At 38.3% G+C, this 17,822-nt stretch carries 16 protein-coding genes; 10 read left to right on the top strand and 6 right to left on the bottom strand.

Going from position 1 to position 17,822, the window contains the following annotated elements; genetic code table 11:
• Window positions 1-95: 95 nt before the first annotated feature.
• The 5 genes from IM793_RS04690 to dnaE all read right to left on the bottom strand — a co-directional run bounded on the left by IM793_RS04690 (window position 96) and on the right by dnaE (window position 7,842).
• Window positions 96-623: a hypothetical protein gene (locus tag IM793_RS04690; protein WP_193419940.1), complete on the bottom strand. Its 528-nt coding sequence runs from the start codon at window positions 621-623 to the stop codon at window positions 96-98.
• Window positions 613-1,329, bottom strand: a complete 717-nt coding sequence (locus IM793_RS04685; RefSeq protein ID WP_193419939.1) for a M15 family metallopeptidase — start codon at window positions 1,327-1,329, stop codon at window positions 613-615. The genes IM793_RS04690 and IM793_RS04685 overlap by 11 nt, the downstream gene beginning before the upstream one ends.
• A gap of 244 nt (window positions 1,330-1,573) precedes the next feature.
• Entirely contained in the window at window positions 1,574-2,791 is a 1,218-nt protein-coding gene (locus IM793_RS04680; protein WP_193419938.1) for a PQQ-dependent sugar dehydrogenase, read from the bottom strand.
• 129 nt (window positions 2,792-2,920) lie between these two features.
• Window positions 2,921-3,241 (bottom strand): thioredoxin, encoded by a 321-nt coding sequence (gene trxA, locus IM793_RS04675; protein WP_029275428.1) that lies wholly within the window; start codon window positions 3,239-3,241, stop codon window positions 2,921-2,923.
• A 167-nt stretch (window positions 3,242-3,408) separates the two neighbouring features.
• Window positions 3,409-7,842: a DNA polymerase III subunit alpha gene (gene dnaE / locus IM793_RS04670; protein ID WP_193419976.1), complete on the bottom strand. Its 4,434-nt coding sequence runs from the start codon at window positions 7,840-7,842 to the stop codon at window positions 3,409-3,411.
• A gap of 555 nt (window positions 7,843-8,397) precedes the next feature.
• Here dnaE and IM793_RS04665 point away from each other — a divergent pair.
• Window positions 8,398-9,093: a DUF6624 domain-containing protein gene (locus IM793_RS04665; protein WP_193419937.1), complete on the top strand. Its 696-nt coding sequence runs from the start codon at window positions 8,398-8,400 to the stop codon at window positions 9,091-9,093.
• A gap of 393 nt (window positions 9,094-9,486) precedes the next feature.
• Here the strand turns inward: IM793_RS04665 and IM793_RS04660 are convergent, their stop codons facing one another.
• The gene (locus IM793_RS04660; RefSeq protein ID WP_193419936.1) at window positions 9,487-9,939 is read right to left on the bottom strand and encodes a lipocalin family protein; all 453 of its coding nucleotides are present in this window, start codon (window positions 9,937-9,939) and stop codon (window positions 9,487-9,489) included.
• Window positions 9,940-10,086: 147 nt separating this feature from the next.
• On the opposite strand from IM793_RS04660, the gene mdh reads away from it, so the two are divergent.
• From mdh to IM793_RS04615, 9 genes are all read left to right on the top strand, one after another.
• Window positions 10,087-11,025, top strand: a complete 939-nt coding sequence (gene mdh, locus IM793_RS04655; RefSeq protein ID WP_121282564.1) for a malate dehydrogenase — start codon at window positions 10,087-10,089, stop codon at window positions 11,023-11,025.
• Between the two features lie 207 nt (window positions 11,026-11,232).
• The gene (locus IM793_RS04650) at window positions 11,233-11,658 is read left to right on the top strand and encodes an aspartyl protease family protein (protein ID WP_193419935.1); all 426 of its coding nucleotides are present in this window, start codon (window positions 11,233-11,235) and stop codon (window positions 11,656-11,658) included.
• Between the two features lie 63 nt (window positions 11,659-11,721).
• The gene (locus IM793_RS04645) at window positions 11,722-12,165 is read left to right on the top strand and encodes a hypothetical protein (RefSeq protein ID WP_193419934.1); all 444 of its coding nucleotides are present in this window, start codon (window positions 11,722-11,724) and stop codon (window positions 12,163-12,165) included.
• On the top strand, window positions 12,146-12,541 hold the full coding sequence (locus IM793_RS04640) for a group III truncated hemoglobin (RefSeq protein ID WP_193419933.1): 396 nt from the start codon (window positions 12,146-12,148) through the stop codon (window positions 12,539-12,541). Before IM793_RS04645 ends, IM793_RS04640 begins: the two co-directional genes overlap by 20 nt.
• Window positions 12,542-12,605: 64 nt before the next feature.
• Window positions 12,606-13,139, top strand: coding sequence for an SRPBCC family protein (locus tag IM793_RS04635; RefSeq protein WP_193419932.1), 534 nt, complete (start codon window positions 12,606-12,608; stop codon window positions 13,137-13,139).
• Between the two features lie 649 nt (window positions 13,140-13,788).
• Complete coding sequence (locus IM793_RS04630) at window positions 13,789-14,466, top strand: response regulator transcription factor (RefSeq protein WP_193419931.1); 678 nt, start codon at window positions 13,789-13,791, stop codon at window positions 14,464-14,466.
• Window positions 14,467-15,819 carry a cell wall metabolism sensor histidine kinase WalK gene (locus IM793_RS04625; RefSeq protein WP_193419930.1) on the top strand — a complete coding sequence of 451 codons (1,353 nt, stop codon included), beginning with the start codon at window positions 14,467-14,469 and terminating at the stop codon, window positions 15,817-15,819.
• Between the two features lie 417 nt (window positions 15,820-16,236).
• Window positions 16,237-16,734: a hypothetical protein gene (locus IM793_RS04620; protein ID WP_193419929.1), complete on the top strand. Its 498-nt coding sequence runs from the start codon at window positions 16,237-16,239 to the stop codon at window positions 16,732-16,734.
• Window positions 16,735-16,757: 23 nt separating this feature from the next.
• Entirely contained in the window at window positions 16,758-17,684 is a 927-nt protein-coding gene (locus IM793_RS04615) for a bestrophin family protein (protein ID WP_193419928.1), read from the top strand.
• The last annotated feature ends 138 nt before the right edge of the window (window positions 17,685-17,822 follow it).

Below are 17,822 nucleotides of genomic sequence, written 5' to 3'. Positions count from 1 at the left end.
GGTACTGAACCCTTACAATCCCTAACGCAAAACCTACCGATTTAAAATGATAAAAAAAGACCTCGCAGGTTTGTGAAACCTGTGAGGTCTAAAACCTATTTTTCATTTAAAATATCCATAATTTGCTCAAGCCCAGCTTTTATTTCAACGTATGGTAATACTAAAGTACTGGGCTTTACTATAGTTTTAATCACCTTATCTCCAAACAAATAATAACGGGTTTCTATGCTACTTTTTATTTTAAACCCTTTTAAAGAAATTGGCTTATTGTAAAATACTTCTTTCTTATATAAGAAGAACAAACCACTGTTGTTGAAATAATAATCAGATTCGGCCTTTCCGGTTTCGCCATAAAAAACACAATGTATCTTTTTAAGTGCGCCTTTACTATAATAGCCAGTTACTTCACCACCTTCCGCCGACATTCCGAAAGCATCTCTTTTTTTCTTTTTATAAAGCTTCAGTTTTTTGTTGATTGATGCAAAATCAGATTTGATTTTCTTTATTATAGCCACGCTATCTATAGCATAATTAACAGGATTTTTATCAGCTGAAAAAGTGTTATGGCTGCTGCAAATAACAGCAATTAACAATATTAGAAGTCTCTTCATGCTATTTTTCATTTTTTAAATCTTTAATACTTTTCCCAAAAGTCATCTGAAAATGTGGATAGTCTTTAAAACCTTTCCAATTCCCTCCCCATTCAAATCCGAGTTGTTCTCCAATTTGAACGACTTCTCTTGGCAAAATACTCCAAACTGCCTGGCCTTCTTTCACAATTACCACATCCATAGCTAAAGCATAATTATGGTAACTTGAACCACCCTTTGCCTTGGTAACAATATTACCTGGAGTTGTTCTCCCCTGATTATATAACGCATTTTGTTCGGCAATCGTTCTCAACGCTTGTACAATCCTCAATTGTATCCCAAGTTCCTCTTCAACTGTATTGATAAATTCTCTTGCAGGATTTTGCAATCTTCTATCTAAAGTTAAAATTCTTTTATTTGTTCTATCATCCCAAGTTGGCCTTAAATGTCTCGGTAATCCATTTTCAACAATTAATAGCAAAGAGTTTGCCTTTTTGTTAAACTTTATCACTCTTCTTCTATCCCAAATTATTCCCGAATCGAGATAATAATAATCTATATCCACTCCACCTTTTGCAGATTTTTTTTCTACTACATAATTTTTACGAATAGTATCAATAATTAAAATTATTGAAGAACTGGAGTATGAACATGAGTTAAAACTCTGAAATGATTTAAAAGGATCATAAAAAGTAAATAAAATACCTGCATTCCTTTTTTCCTTTAAAGAATATTCCATAATTATGTTATTAATGTTTTGACAACTAATTATTAAATCACAATAAAATAATAGGGAATAATAATTTTACAGCAATTAAAATGCCATAATATCCAAACCTTTTAAATTTTAAAAACCTGCAGGGTTTGGACAGAACTGATAAAATAATACCCCGCAAGTTAAACCTGCGGGGTATTATTGGAAAATATTTTTGATTTATCTTTGATTCCTTGTTTGGTGGCTCATCAAACAGTTTTATCAAATATTATTTCTTTGCAATCCTATACAAATGTCCGTTATCGGTTACTGAATAAAGTGCTCCGTCCTTTCCTTCTACGATATCGCGGAAACGCTCACCCTTACCTTCCAGCAAGCGCTCTTCGCCAACAATTTTATTATCTTTAATTACCAAACGGATAATGTGCGAACCGCCCAAACCACCTACAAATAAATTGCCTTTCCATTCGGCAATGCTGTTGCTATTATAAAATGCGATACAACCTGGCGAAATACTTGGATTCCAGTAATAAACCGGTTGTTCCATTCCTTCTTTCTGCTGAATACCATCTCCAACTTTTTTACCGCTATATTCTGTTCCGTACGTAATAATTGGCCAGCCGTAATTTTTACCCGGTTTGATGATATTCACCTCATCACCTCCTTTAGGTCCAAATTCTGCTTCCCATAAATCGCCCGTTGACGGATTAATGGCTAAACCATCCGGATTACGGAGTCCATAGGCATAAATTTCAGGTCGGGCATCGGCTTTACCAGCAAACGGACCATTTGCAACCGCTTTTCCCTCTGGGGTAAGGTGCAAAATTTTACCTAATGAAGAATTTAAATATTGTGCCTGGATCCTGATATCGTTACCGGAACGTTCACCTGTACTTATAAATAAATTTCCATTTTTATCAAAAACAATTCTCGATCCGTACTGAAGTTTACCCGTATAAGCAGGCGTAGCACGGTAAATAATGGTCTGGTTTTCTATCGAAGTTTCGTTTGCAGCCAGTTTACCTTTGGCAATGGCCAATAAAACGCCTTTATCCTGAGGCTCTGAATAAGCCCAATAGATCATTCTATTTTTTGCAAAGTTTGGATCTAAGGTTACATCCAGTAAACCACCTTGACCAGATGGATCTACTTTTGGTAGACCTGTGATTTTTTTACTTAATTTTCCATCTGGGGTAAGAATCACCATGGTACCCTGTTTTTGGGTAATCAGGAAACCACCATTGGGAAGTACCGAAATTGCCCATGGATTTTCTAATTTTTCATTGATGATGGAAATATCCAAAGGAGTTTTGGTTTTTATACCTGCAATTCTGGTTTGTCCGACAAAAGCAGGCTTGTAATCAGCCGAGGGCTCATTGGTTTCAACAGGATTCTGCGCCGATACACAGGCTATATTTGCACAGTTTATTGCTAAACCTGCCAATAAAATCCCTAAAGTTTTATTGTTAAATAAGTGAATAGACATGATTGTTAGTTTTTTATTAAAGAAACAAAATTATGTTTGCAATAAAAAACCCAAATCCATCAAATGAACCTGGGTTTTAAATATGTTACAAGCCCCCTTGGGCTTTGATTTTTGTGCTTTAAGCTTAAACTAAGCCAATTGCTTGTTTAATTTCTCAGCCAATACTGATTTTGGAACAGCACCAACTTGTTTATCTACAACCTGACCATCTTTAAAGTATAATAAAGCAGGGATGTTACGGATACCAAACTGCATTGAAATTTGAGGATTGTTATCTACGTTTACTTTTCCAACTACCGCTTTGCCATCATATTCTTTTGCGATTTCTTCTACTACCGGACCAACCATGCGACAAGGGCCACACCATTCTGCCCAAAAATCTACTAATACGGGTTTATCTGATTTTAATACAAGCTCCTCGAAGTTTGCATCTGTGATTTCTAATGCCATAATTATTTTTTTTATGTTCAAATATATGTATTCAATTGTAATGCCATAACATCTGTAATGTCAATTTGACATTATTTTGAGGTACGAGCAGAGTGCGGGGCGCTTAGCGCATAGCGTAAAAAGCAAAAAGTAAAAACAATCTATGCTTTAAACTCCATGCCCTATGCTTAATTAAGCTTGTAATTTACAACATTCATCCCCATCAATTGTTCTAAGAACTTGTTGTTGGGGTTTATTTTTAAATTTTTCGAAGGTAAATCGAGCATAATCTGCTTTTCGCTATCAAAAACAGCGAAGTTAAGTTGGCAGTTCTGCTGTTCGGAGTTTGCCTTATTGTCTGCTAATATCGCCTCAATTTCTCTCATTAACTGATCGTTAACCCGCTCAATAGGTACTTGGATCGTTAAACTCTTCGCTAATTTATCCCGCAGTTCGGACATCAGGTTGATTGCAGTAATTTTAAACTCCCAATCGCCTGCTTTTCCGAAACGTTCACCTACCCTTCCCCTGATTTGCAGGAAATACCCTTCGGTTAAAAACGATTTAAATTTTAGAAAATCTTCACCAAACAAGGCCATTTCGCTGGCGTCTTCATAGTCTTCGAAAACAAAAGTTCCGAAAGGTTTACCTGTTTTGGTAATGCGTTGCGATGCCACTACCACTAAGCCACCTACGCAAAGCTCACGGTTTTTAAGTTTTTCGAATTCGGCCAGAACCTCTTCATTGTTATCTCCCATGCGTACCTTGTTAATGATACTAAGCTGCCTGACACCATGGGTGCAGAATTTATCGAGTTCGAGTTTATAGTTATCCAATGGGTGACCGGAAAGGAAAATCCCGATCGCATCTTTTTCATATTTCAACCTGTCCATTAAAGCCCACTCCGGAGAAACAGGCAAACTTGGCTCTAAAATCAGATCGGCTTTTGATCCACCGAAAAGCGAAGCCTGCGAAGTGCTTTCATTGTTCTGAAAATCGTTGGCATATTTAATAATCTTTTCAATGCCATTCATTTTATCATTAGGGCCGATATAGAAATACTGCGCCCTGTGTCCGCCAAATGCATCGAAAGCGCCGCTGTATACAAAACTCTCGTAAGCCTTTTTATTTACAATGCGGGTATTAGAACGCTTGGCAAAGTCGTAAACAGTACTGTAAGGTCCATTTGCCAGTCTTTCTTCGATAATACTTTCTACCGCTTTTTCGCCAACACCTTTTACTGCCGACATTCCAAAACGAACTTCGCCTTTGGCATTTACTGAAAATTTAAGATCAGATTCGTTCACATCCGGACCTAATACGGTAACACTCATCTGGCGACATTCTTCCATAAAGAAAGCCACCTGTTTAATATCACTCATGTTATTGGAAAGTACCGCAGCCATATATTCAGCAGGATAATGTGCTTTTAAGTAGGCCGTTTGATAGGCAATCCAGGCATAACAGGTAGAGTGCGATTTGTTGAAAGCATAGGATGCAAAAGCTTCCCAATCTTTCCATATTTTTTCTAAAGTTGTGGCATCATGACCTTTTTCGGCTGCTTGTTTCACAAATTTAGGTTTCATTTTATCCAGAACGTCTTTTTGTTTCTTACCCATCGCCTTACGCAGTACGTCGGCCTCACCTTTTGTAAATCCGGCCAGTTTCTGCGATAAAAGCATTACCTGTTCCTGGTAAACGGTAATACCATAAGTTTCTTTCAGGTATTCTTCGCAGGCATCCAAATCGTATTTAATTTCTTCCTCACCATTTTTACGGCGAACGAAACTTGGAATATACTCCATTGGTCCCGGGCGATATAGTGCGTTCATGGCAATTAAATCGTCGAAAACCGTTGGCTTAAGCTCTTTCATGTACTTCTGCATACCCGGACTCTCGTACTGGAAGATACCGATAGTTTCGCCACGCTGGAAAAGCTCGTAAGTCATTACATCATCAATCGGGAAATCATCCGGATTAAGGTCAATGCCATGTCGTTTCTTTACCAGTTTTACAGTATCCTTAATCAGGGTTAAGGTTTTTAACCCCAGGAAGTCCATTTTTAATAAACCCGCGCTTTCTACAACGGAGTTATCAAACTGCGTAACATATAGATCAGAATCTTTGGCTACCGATACGGGAACAAAATTGGTAATATCGCTCGGCGTAATAATTACCCCGCAGGCATGGATACCGGTATTTCTTAACGATCCTTCTAAAATCTGTGCCTGTTGTATGGTTTCGGCACTTAAATCTTTTAAACTGCCTAAGTTTTTTAGCTCTACTACACGTTCGTATTCATCCGGGCGCAAAGCATCTTTTAAACTCTTTTCATCGAGGGTAAAGATTTTGGCCAGCTTCATATTCGGAATCAGCTTGGCAATTTTATCGGCCTCGAAAAGTGGCAGATCCAATACACGGGCCGTATCACGGATAGAAGACTTTGCCGCCATGGTTCCGTAGGTAATAATCTGCGCTACCTGGCTGGAACCGTATTTATTGATTACGTATTCCATTACGCGGCCCCGGCCCTCGTCATCAAAATCGATATCGATATCGGGCATGGATACACGATCGGGATTTAAGAAACGCTCAAAAAGGAGATCATATTTAATCGGATCGATATTGGTAATCCACAGGCAGTAGGCAACCACCGAACCGGCAGCAGAACCACGCCCCGGACCTACAGAAACGTCTCTCCGGCGGGCTTCAGCAATAAAATCCTGTACGATCAGGAAATAACCCGGATACCCTGTTTTTTCAATGGTTTGTAATTCAAAATCTAAACGTTCGGTTACTTCGGGGGTTAACGTGCCATAACGTTTTTTGGCACCCTCGTAAGTGAGATGGCGTAAAAATTTATTCTCCCCGCGCTTTCCACCATCGGCTTCATCCTCGGCAACCAAAAATTCTTCAGGAATATCGAATTTCGGTAAGAGTACTTCGCGGGCAAGTTTGTAAATTTCAATTTTATCAAGAATTTCCTGAATATTTGTGATCGCTTCGGGCAGGTCGGCAAAAAGCGCCTTCATTTCATCGCCCGATTTGAAATAGTATTCTTGGTTTGGCAATCCATAACGGTAACCGCGACCGCGACCGATCGGCGTAGCCTGTTTTTCACCGTCTTTTACACAAAGTAAAATATCGTGCGCGTTTGCATCCTTTTTATTTATGTAATAGGTGTTATTGGTGGCTACCAGTTTAACCTCATGTTTATTGGCCAGGGCAATCAAAGTTTCGTTTACACGATCTTCATCTTCCTGGTTGTGGCGCATTACCTCTACGTAAAAATCATCACCAAATTGAGCTTTCCACCAAAGTAAAGCCTCTTCTGCCTGATTTTCGCCGAGGTTTAATATTTTATTCGAAATCTCTCCCGAAAGGTTTCCCGAAAGCACAATAATATCTTCTTTGTACTGTTCAATTACCTGCCTATCGATACGCGGAACGTAATAAAAACCTTTGGTATAGGCAATAGACGACATTTTAGCTAAATTATGATAGCCTTTTTTGTTCTTCGCCAACAATACCATCTGGTAACCGTTGTCTTTTGCTGTGCGGTCTAAATGATTATTACAAACAAAAAATTCTACCCCAACGATAGGCGTCATTACCACTTCAGTTGGGCGCTCGCCCGCTTCAATAGCGGCTGCGTTTTTAGCTTCGGCAGCTTTGTTATGGTTTAAAACATTGTTCACAAAGTGAAAAGCCCCCATCATATTCGCATGATCGGTCATGGCTACCGCAGGCATCTTTTGTGCAGCTGCCGCTTTTACCAGATCGGGAATACTGATGGTACTTTGCAAAACCGAAAACTGGGTGTGGTTATGCAAATGCACAAAAGTGGCCGCCGCAAGTTCTTGTTTATTACCTGCCAGCGTTTGTTTAGAAATTCCGCTGCCTTCCGTTTTTTGCTGGCGTTTGCGGATTTCATCAGATGCAGCTTTTAGGTTGATGTGTTTTAAACCAACACCTTCAATAGTGCCAGGATTTACTTCCCTGAAACGCGGGAAATATTCAACATCAACAAGCAGTTCTTCTTTTTTGAAAACCTCTCTTTTTACCAGCTCCAGGAAACAACGCGTGGTTGCCTCCACATCGGCAGTAGCATTGTGGGCTTCGTTAAAAGGAGCACCAAACAAATAAGCGTGCAGCTCAGTTAAAGTTGGCAGTTTAAATTTACCTCCCCTACCTCCAGGCAATTGTAAAAGCTGCGCGGTAACTTCTGTACAGGTATCTAAAACAGGCATTTCGGCCAGGCGGTTGGCTACACCAAAACGGTGAAATTCGCAACCCATAATGTTCACATCAAAGCCAACATTCTGGCCTACAACAAATTTGGCTTTGTTTAAAACTTCGTTAAACTTGGCCAGCATTTCGTCAAAACTGATACCCTGCTCTGCAGCCAGTTCGGTCGAAATACCGTGGATTCGTTCAGCATCATACGGGATATTAAATCCCTCTGGTTTAACCAGATAATCCTGATGTTCAACCAATCTCCCCATCTCATCGTGCAATTGCCAGGCAATTTGTATACAACGCGGCCAGTTATCCGTATCGGTAATCGGTGCATTGTAATTGCGGGGCAAACCCGTGGTTTCAGTATCAAAAATTAAGTACATATTGTGCGGCAAAGAATTAACCGTTGTAGAATAATAACGGTTCTTCAAAAATAGGGAATTTGAGGGTTGATGCTGTCATCGTTTTATCAACAAAATGTGGTAAAAAAGAAGAAAACATATTCCGTTATTGCAATGCAAAAGTATGTACACAGAACTTAAAATAGTCTTCGTTTGCAAACGAGGATTAGGCAACAAACCTCGCAGGTTTTGAAAACCCTGAGAAGTCTGGATGTTAAAAACAAATGACTTTTGTTTAATAAACCCGATAGCAGCGTAAAACCCGCAGGTGAGGAACGAGCCAAGGCTTTGAAGCGGATAGCGGGACTTTCATAACCTAAAAGCACCGAACCCGTCTTTTCTAAATAATATTGACCACCTGAGTCACCTGAATGCATCTAAGTGGGGCCGTTAATTAATCTCGTATTTAACATTTTTAATGAGGAAGATATGCCAGCGGCTTGTTAAATTAAGTTAAACTTGCTTAACAAGAAAGATATCAATCAAAAAACTATTATTTTAGGAATATACTAAAAGTCAAAATTGCCAACATACGCCATGAAATTCATTTTACTTTCTATCTTCATCTTTGGAACGATCTCAATGGCATCTGCGCAAAAGCAGATTAATGTAGAATTAAAAAAGCAACTCGATTCTATTTTACAACTTGATCAAGGTATTAGAGAATTTGGAGATACAGAAACCTCTGAAAAAAGAAAAGACACTATTGCAGCATTATTTAATTATTCGAAAGAGGTACTTAAAAAAAGTCAATGGATGATAATGAAGGAAATAGATTCCATTCATCTTAAAAAAGTTGAAGCCATTGTTGCAAAGTATGGTTATCCAGGAAAAACACTTGTTGGCGAGCCAACAAATACAGCAGTATTTTATGTAATACAGCATAATCCTGGCAATATTCCAAAATATTACCCGCTGATTGAAAAAGCGGGCAAGAGTGGGGAATTACCTTTTAAATATGCCGCCATGATGCTGGATAGAAAACTAAGCAATGAAGGGAAGGAACAGATTTATGGCACACAAGTTTATTCTCTGCAGATTGTTAACTCCAAAACAGGTAAAAAGGAGTTTTTCCAATATGTTATCCCTATCAGAGATGCTAAAAATGTAAACCAAAGACGTAAGAAGGCAGGTTTCGATACAACAGTTGAAGAGAACACCAGGCGATTTGGTTTTGTTTATAAAGTATATACGCTGGACGAGATCAAGAAAATTACAAAACCATCCAATTAAAGATAGGGCTTTTCAAAGCATTAGTACCGAACTCATCATCATTTTGACCTTTTTTTATCCTCTTATTTTTTGGAAATGAGTGGTTCGGTTTTTCATCGGGCTTTCAGTTCCGCTCCGTTTATAGTGCCGGCGTGAAGTCGGCAGCTACCATTGCAACCGGGTTTATTTATTACGGATAGTAGCACAGTCGGTGCCACCTAAACCCGACCGTAGCGGGATGCCGATTTTTTCAATCGGCAGAAGCGGGGGCGGGATTGAATTAACCTAAATGCTGCGGCAACTGCTTTCCATACTGAATTAATAAATCTTAAAATAATGATGAGATTCTTCGCTGTGCTCAGAATGACAAACATTTTAGTAAAGCGAAACTGAAAACCGCCAACTGAAAACTGTTTAAAAATGCTCCTGGCTCACCAACTCACTCACCTCGTATCCTTTCTGCCTGCACCTTTCTATAATATGCACCAATAAATCGGCTTCCATTTTAGGTTCACGGGCCATGATAAAGAGGTATTTTTCATCGGGATGCCCAACCACTACATAACTATAATCATCAGCCAGTTCTATAATCCAATAACCAATCTTAAAAGGCCATAAAAACTGGGCTTTCATGTCACCATTAGCTTTTTCCTCGTCAAAAAATAGCTTTGAAGTAATCGATTTTTCTTCGGATTTTCCATCTTTATGGTAAGTGGTGTACACATCAAAATGATCATCGTCCGCCAACGTATAAGTTTCGGTGGTTTGCTTCCAATGTTTATCCATTAAGGTGGGGATAGAATATAAAGAATACCATTTACCCTCAAAGGCTTTGTAATCGATATTAGAAATGGGTTTGTTTTCCATAATTTGTTAGAACAAAAAATCGCTGTTTTGTATTTACTAAGTAAACCGCGATTAAATTATAAAGTTTTGAAAAGCGTTTTTAAACCTTATATTTATTTCTACCTTCGATAGAGATTAACGATAGCAAACCACTAAAAATATAAATATATGAAAGTAACGGTTGTTGGCGCAGGCGCAGTTGGTGCCACTTGTGCAGATAATATTGCCCGCAAAGAATTAGCGAACGAACTTATTTTATTGGATATTAAAGAAGGTTTTGCCGAAGGTAAAGCAATCGACATGATGCAAACTGCTACCCTTTTGGGCTTCGACACGAAAATTACAGGGGTAACTGCCGATTACAGCAAAACCGCTGGTTCTGATGTGGTAGTTATTACTTCGGGTTTGCCACGTAAACCAGGAATGACCCGCGAAGAACTGATCGGCATTAATGCAGGTATTGTTAAAGGCGTTGCCGAAAATATTTTAAAATTCTCTCCAGAGGCGATCTTTATCGTGATCAGTAATCCGATGGATACCATGACTTATCTCGCCTTAAAATCGTTAGGTTTACCTAAACACCGCATTATCGGTATGGGTGGAACCTTGGATAGTTCACGTTTCAAATTTTACTTATCGCAGGCTTTAAACTGCAACCCGAACGATTTACAGGGTTTTGTAATCGGCGGTCACGGCGATACCACCATGATTCCGCTAACCCGTTTAGCCACTTACCAAAGTTTACCAGTAAGCAATTTGTTGGATAAAGCTACGCTCGATCAGGTTGCGGCTGACACTATGGTTGGCGGTGCTACTTTAACGGGTTTAATCGGAACTTCGGCATGGTATGCACCTGGTGCTGCAGGTGCTGCATTGGTTGAAGCCATTTTACGTGATGAGAAAAAATTGTTCACCTGTTGCGTTTCGCTTGAAGGAGAATACGGACAACAAGATATCTGCTTAGGTGTGCCGGTAATTATTGGCCGTAGCGGCTGGGAAAAAATTATTGATTTTAAACTAACAGAAGATGAGCAGGCCGCATTTAATAAAAGTGCCGATGCAGTAAGAAATATGAATAGTGTACTGGCTGAAATGAAACTGGTTTAACATCATTCTGGAAATTAGTTTTTAGCGAACATTAAATTACAATAATAGCCTTCCTCGATTCGTCATTCCCAACTCGATTGGGAATCTTAAAGCCTACTGTATTAAGATTCCCGCCTGCGCGGGAATGACGACCATCCTTTTATATTCATCTATTTATGAGGATATATAAGCATCTTCGTACCTAAGCATAAAAGCACACAAAAAACAATGAGATCAATTTCAATCCCGCTTAAACTAATAAACCTACAGGATGACGGCTTCCACCTTTTGGTGGAAATTATTGTTTTTAAAGAAAAACACCTCGCTGTTGTGGATACCGGTGCATCGCGGAGCGTGTTCGATAAATCTATAATTGAACAACATTTATCTGAAACGCTTCAGGTATCAGACGAGATAAACGCAGCCACCCTTTTCACCACGACAACCACCATCCAGGCCACTATACCCGAGGTGAAAATCGGCACCTTAAAAATCAAAGCCTACGAAACCGTTGCTTTCGATCTGCAATCGGTTAGCGACACCTACCAACAGTTCGGTCACCCGCCTATTATGGGTATTATTGGCGGCGATATTTTAATGCAATACAAAGCGATTATAGATTACAATAAACTTCAATTGCGGCTTTACAGGTAAAATCCCCACTTTTATGACGCTAGTCATTTTTGAAGTGTCACTTTAACTGATATTTGCAATCAAATGAAAAAGTTAATTGGAATTTTCTGCATTATTTTCTGGGCGGGGCACCTCGCCGGAATTAGTTTTTTGGAAGCGCCTTTAAAATTTCAGGCTCCGGGCATTACAATTCCACTTGGTTTAGGCATCGGTCAATTGGTTTTCCAGGCCCTTAATAAAGTTGAGATCGTCTTGCTGGTAGTTATTTTAGGCTGCTCACTACCAACGCCTTTAAACAATATGAAGAGCATTTTACTTTTCCTGGTTACCATCCTTTTAATGGCAGACACTTTTTGGCTATTACCAGTGCTCGATGAAAGGGCAAAACTGGTTTTGGCAGGCAATGCTCCGATCAAAAGCTATCATCATATTCTGTACATCATTATCGACATGGTGAAGTTTCTATCCTTGGTTATTCTCGGTTTTTTAAATTTAAAATCATTGCACAATGAAAAAAGACATTCATAACAGGGAAGATATCATACAACTGGTCGATACCTTTTATGGGATGGTTCAAGAGAATAATAAAATCGGCCCCATATTTACCGAGGTTGCCAAAGTAGACTGGGTGCACCATTTACCTAAGATGTACGATTTCTGGGAAAGTATCCTTTTTGGAAAGGCCATTTACAAAGGCAACCCCATGCTGGTTCATTTTGCATTAAATGATAAGACATCACTGCAAACAGCAGAATTTGAAACCTGGAAGACGATATTCTTCAATACGGTCGACGATTTGTTTGAAGGCTCCAATGCAGAGCTGATTAAACAAAAAGCGCAGTCTATTGCTGATTTGATGCATTTTAAAATCAATTCTCCGCCGTCGAAGATCAAAATCGTGTAAGAAAATTTTGTTTTGATTTAGCCTGGTTTCTTTATAAATTTAAGTAACCAAACTTAAATCAATTATGAAATTCCTGAAAATCTTTGTTGGCATTATTGCTGTATTGGCAATAATCATTATTGGAGGCAGTTTTTTTCTACCAAAAAGTTACTCCGTTAATCGGACGATCACGATTCTTGCACCAGACAGTGTTATTTATAAAAACATTGCCAATTATAATGAATTCTACAAGTGGAACGCCTGGTCAAAAATGGATCCACAAGCTAAGATCACCATTACGGGAACTACGGCTCAGCCTGGTCACCTTTATCAATGGAATGGAGAAAAAAACGGCACCGGACAAATGCTGATTAATAAAGTAGAAATTAATAAAATGGTTGATATGGAATTAAAATTTATCAAACCTATGGAGAGTATTGCAGATACCCGCTTCGATATAGAGAAAGCCGGAAATGGAAATAAAGTAACCTGGACAATGAGCGGAGAAAGCAAAGGAATAATCAATAAATGGTTTGGCTTATTTATGGATCAAATGATCGGTAAAGATTTTGAATATGGGTTAAAATCTCTGAAAGAAAAATCGGAGAAAGGAGTTTAGAGTTTTAACCACGGTAATATAGCATTGTCAGTCTGAGCGAAGTCGAAGACTTATGAGTCAAATACTTTTATTTTTTAGCCACGGAAGCACGGAAAAACACGTAGCATTTTTGAAGAAATACTTGTCATGCTGAGAGATAATTGATTTCATAAAAATCAATAGGCTGCGAGGAATCATCATTCCCAACCCGATATCGGGTCGATTGGGAACCACGAAGTGCTCATGAATGCTCTGAAAAATAAAACTCATGAATAATCTTAATACAAGCGCCTTAAGATTCCCGCCTGCGCGGGAATGACGACCTCGGTATTGGATGCTGTCAATGTACAACCCAGTCGAGACGCGAAGGCTCTGCTAAGCAAAATCTGCCTTGATAGATCTCTCCATTACGCTTCACTTGATCCAATAGCTATCGGATCAAGATGACGAATAAATCATAAAAACTTTGTGCCCTCTGTGCCTACACTCTGTGATCTTTGTGGTTAAAAAAAAGAAATAATATTCCTAGTCTCTCGAAGAGAGATTATTTTTGCTTCAATTTGCAATAATTCAAACAATTGTGTCGGCTTTGCGTTAAAAAACATTAAAAACCGACTAACTACCTATTAAGATTTTGTAATTCCCTATTTTTTAGATTACTTGCTAACAAATGAATTTATTACTAGTAGAAGATGAACCGAGCGTTGTATCTGTAATTTCGAGAGGTTTAACTGATGAGGGCTTTACCGTAAGTATTTCCCCTGATGGTTTAATCGGGAAACAGATGGCTTTAGAAAATCAGTTCGACCTGATTATTCTTGATATCATGCTACCTGGAATAAATGGATTGGAACTTTGTAAAATTATTAAAGAACAAAAGCCAAATACGCCCATTATTATGCTTACGGCTTTGGGTACGACCGAAAATGTGGTAAACGGACTGGATAATGGTGCAGATGATTATTTAATAAAGCCATTTAAATTTGCTGAACTTTTTGCGCGGGTCAGAATGTTATTGAGGCGATATCAGGGCTCGGCTTCACAAGATCAGATTATTTCGGTAGGAGATCTCCAGATTAATTTGAGTGCAAAAACAGTAAAACGAAACCAACAGGAAATTGTACTTACAGCAACAGAATATCGGCTAATTGAGTACATGGCCAAAAACAAATCTAAAATTTTATCCAGGATAGACATTTTAGAAAACGTTTGGGATATAGATTTTAACCTTGGCACCAATGTGGTCGATGTTTATGTTAATTACCTTCGCAAAAAAATAGATAAAAATGCCGATCAAAAACTTATCCATACTGCTGTAGGCTTAGGTTATATATTAAGGGAAAAATAAATGGAGATAGCAAAAAAAATCACTTTACTCTTTGCCATTCTATCGGCAATTATTATCTCCCTATTAAGTGGTTTTGTTTGGTATTTTTCTAACGACTTCGCCTTCGAAGATTTTTATAAACGCCTGGAAGCCAGGGTTAACATTGCCGCTCAGATTAAACTATACGAAGATGACAACAACAAAGTTTATGCGAAAATGCGCAATAGGTATCTGGAGCGTTTGCCATCTGAAAAAGAGTATATCATTGAAGCAGGCAAACCAACCAATAAACTAGACCGCGAATTACCCGCAAGTTTTTATAATCGGATAAAAGCCGGTTATGTAGCCCGCTACCGCACCGAAAATCACTTCTATGCCGGTAAATTCTTTAAAAATTCGAACGGAGGCTATCTCGTTATCGTTTCTGCAAATGATCCTGTCGGCTTCCGGGAGTTAAAAGATCTGCAAAGAATTTTAATTATTGGCTTTTTTCTTTCTGTAATATTATCATTTGTGGTGGGATGGAAATTTTCCAATTACATGTTAATGCCGCTTCGAAACATCATTAAGAGTGTAAAAAAAATAAAGGCCGAAAATTTACATTTAAGGTTAGATGTTAAAAAAGGAAATGATGAAATGTCGCAATTGGCCCAAACCTTCAACAATATGCTCAACCGTTTGGAAACAGCTTTCGAAACGCAGAATAATTTTATCAGTAATGCCTCACACGAACTGAGAACACCTTTAACCATCATTAGCGGAGAGGTAGAACTGGCCATGAAAACCATAGAAGATAAGGCTAAACAGGAAAAAGCATTATCAAAAATTAAAGATGAGGCAGAAAGGCTGGAACATATCTTAACCAGTTTATTAGGTTTGGCACAATCGGGTTTCAACGGAAAAAACCAGCCCTGGGAAGAAGTGAGAATGGACGAACTTTTATGGGAAATTAAAGATTCCGTAAACCAGGTACATCCCAACAGTAAAATAGAGATCGATTTCAGCAAACTTCCAGATGATGAGGAACTGCTTTCGCTTAGGGTAAATAAAAACCTGATGAAACTGGCCATCAGCAATATTGTAAATAATGCCTGCAAATATTCTAATGAGAATTTGGTGAGCATTAGTATAGAAAGTAATGCGAATATGCTTTCTATCGCTGTAACCGATCGGGGTATCGGTATTCCACAAACCGATATTCAACACATATTTGAACCTTTCTACCGGGCATCGAACACTTCCGATTTTAAAGGTTATGGCGTTGGCTTACCACTTTCACTCAATATCATCCGTTTGCACAGAGGCAGTATCGGCATTAAATCACAAGAAGGTGTTGGCACAGAGATTAAGGTTTTATTGCCAATTAAGAGTTAGTTTGTTTAATGGCTCTTTAGTTTATTTTCCACTTGTAACCAGTTCATGGTTGATAGCTTAGTTTTCAGCCCATTGCTTAATTCGATGTTACTCATGGTTATTATTCCCCTTTCACCCTACATTCTTTGATCATTGAGAAATTAAGAATGTTAAGTTTTTTTTAGTTCTGATAGCCGCACAGCAGTATTTAAGTACACACTCCCTCACAATTGAACAATTTATCAATAGAGCAATCATCATAAAAATCATGTGCGTCTCTATTGCAAAAATGAACTATTGACGAATGAACCAATAAACCGTTAACTCCAAAAAAGAGTACGCTCTAATCTCATTCTAATCTCGCTCTTATTTCGCTATAATAACATCGCGCTAAACTTGTATAAATAATATTTCACTTCATTTAAACAAGATATAGCGATGAAAACAGTATTAGTTCCAACAGACTTTAAATTAGATAGTATTAAAATTATTGATGCATTGGTTCAACATCAAAAAAATGAAAGTCTGAACATCATTTTCGTACATGCCTTTAAACTATCAGATTCGATCACTGATATGTTAATGTTGAGTCGCCGCAGCCGCGATTATGAAAATGTGAGTGACGAATTTTATCAGCAAATAAATCAAGCCAAAACAAAGTATCCTACTCAGATCAATACAATTGGGATAGAATATTTTTACGGAAGTACAGTTGCGGCTTTCAAAAACTTTATCGAAGCTTTTGATGTAGAATGCATTGCTTATTTAAAAGAATACAATTTCACGCCAATCAACAAATATAGCATCGACCCAAAAATATTAACGGAACGTGCAGGCTGTGCAGTAATTCAATTAAACGCATTGACAGTTCACGCCAGCGAAAACTTAATTGACACAAAAATACACGAAACACAGTTGCAAGAAGTAAATTCTTAATTATCACCTTCAAACTTTATATTATGCTATTACGAAATAATATTCCGCTCACCTATATATTCGGAAAGATCAAAAAAGAACTCCTGTTTGTTATTGGTTACTCTATAGGTATTGTGGTATTGTACGAGAATTTTCACGTTACCCGCATTTCCATTCCTGTTGCTGTACCAGCTTTACTAGGAACAATTATTTCGCTTCTATTGGCATTTCGGTCTAACCAGGCATACGATAGATGGTGGGAGGCTAGGATTCTTTGGGGCGCCATAGTTAACGATTCGAGAACCCTCTCCCGCCAGATATTGTCGTTCACTGAGAATCCTTATGGATTAGACGAAATTGAGGAGTTTAAAGCCAGGTTTATTAAACGACAGATTGCCTGGTGTTATGCCTTAAGTCAATCGCTTAGAGGTTTTAATGCACGAAAAGGTTTGGAAGAATACCTTTCTGCAGAAGAAGTCGCCTTCGTTAAGAAACGTAAAAATGTAACCACAACCATATTGGAGTTACATGCCATGGATTTAAAAAAGGCATTACAGGAAGGCTGGATCAATAAATACCAGCAGATAGAAATAGACAAAACGATAACAGGTTTATGTAACCACATGGGTGGATCGGAAAGAATTAAAAACACCGTTTTCCCCGTTACGTATAGCAAGTATATCAATATGTCTATCCATTTATTCATCGTATTGTTGCCTTTCGGATTGATCGAATACTTTGGTTACATGGAAGTTCCTTTAGTGGTTGCTATTGCAGCATTCTTTTTATTGGTGGAAAAAATGGCCGTTCATCTTCAGGATCCTTTCGAGAATAAACCGACGGATACCCCAACTACAACCATCTGCAGAACTATTGAACGCGATCTTTGCCAGATGTTAGATGATAATAAAATATATGAGGACAAACCTCAAACAGAACTGGCTCCGGTTGGGTCGTATTACATTTTGTAATACCCCTTCTTAAGATAAATCTCATTAATTTGAGGTGGTTAGTTAAATACCATTAGCTTTCTTTTTGGATAAAAAGAATCGATGGTTCATAGTGTATAAATAAGACAAAGGCCATTCATTTTTTTGAATGGCCTTTGC

The sequence above is a fragment of the Pedobacter sp. MR2016-19 genome (assembly GCF_014947265.1).
GTDB lineage: Bacteria > Bacteroidota > Bacteroidia > Sphingobacteriales > Sphingobacteriaceae > Pedobacter.
The sequence above is the reverse complement of the archived record's forward strand: the minus strand, read 5'-3'. Positions and strand labels throughout refer to the sequence as shown.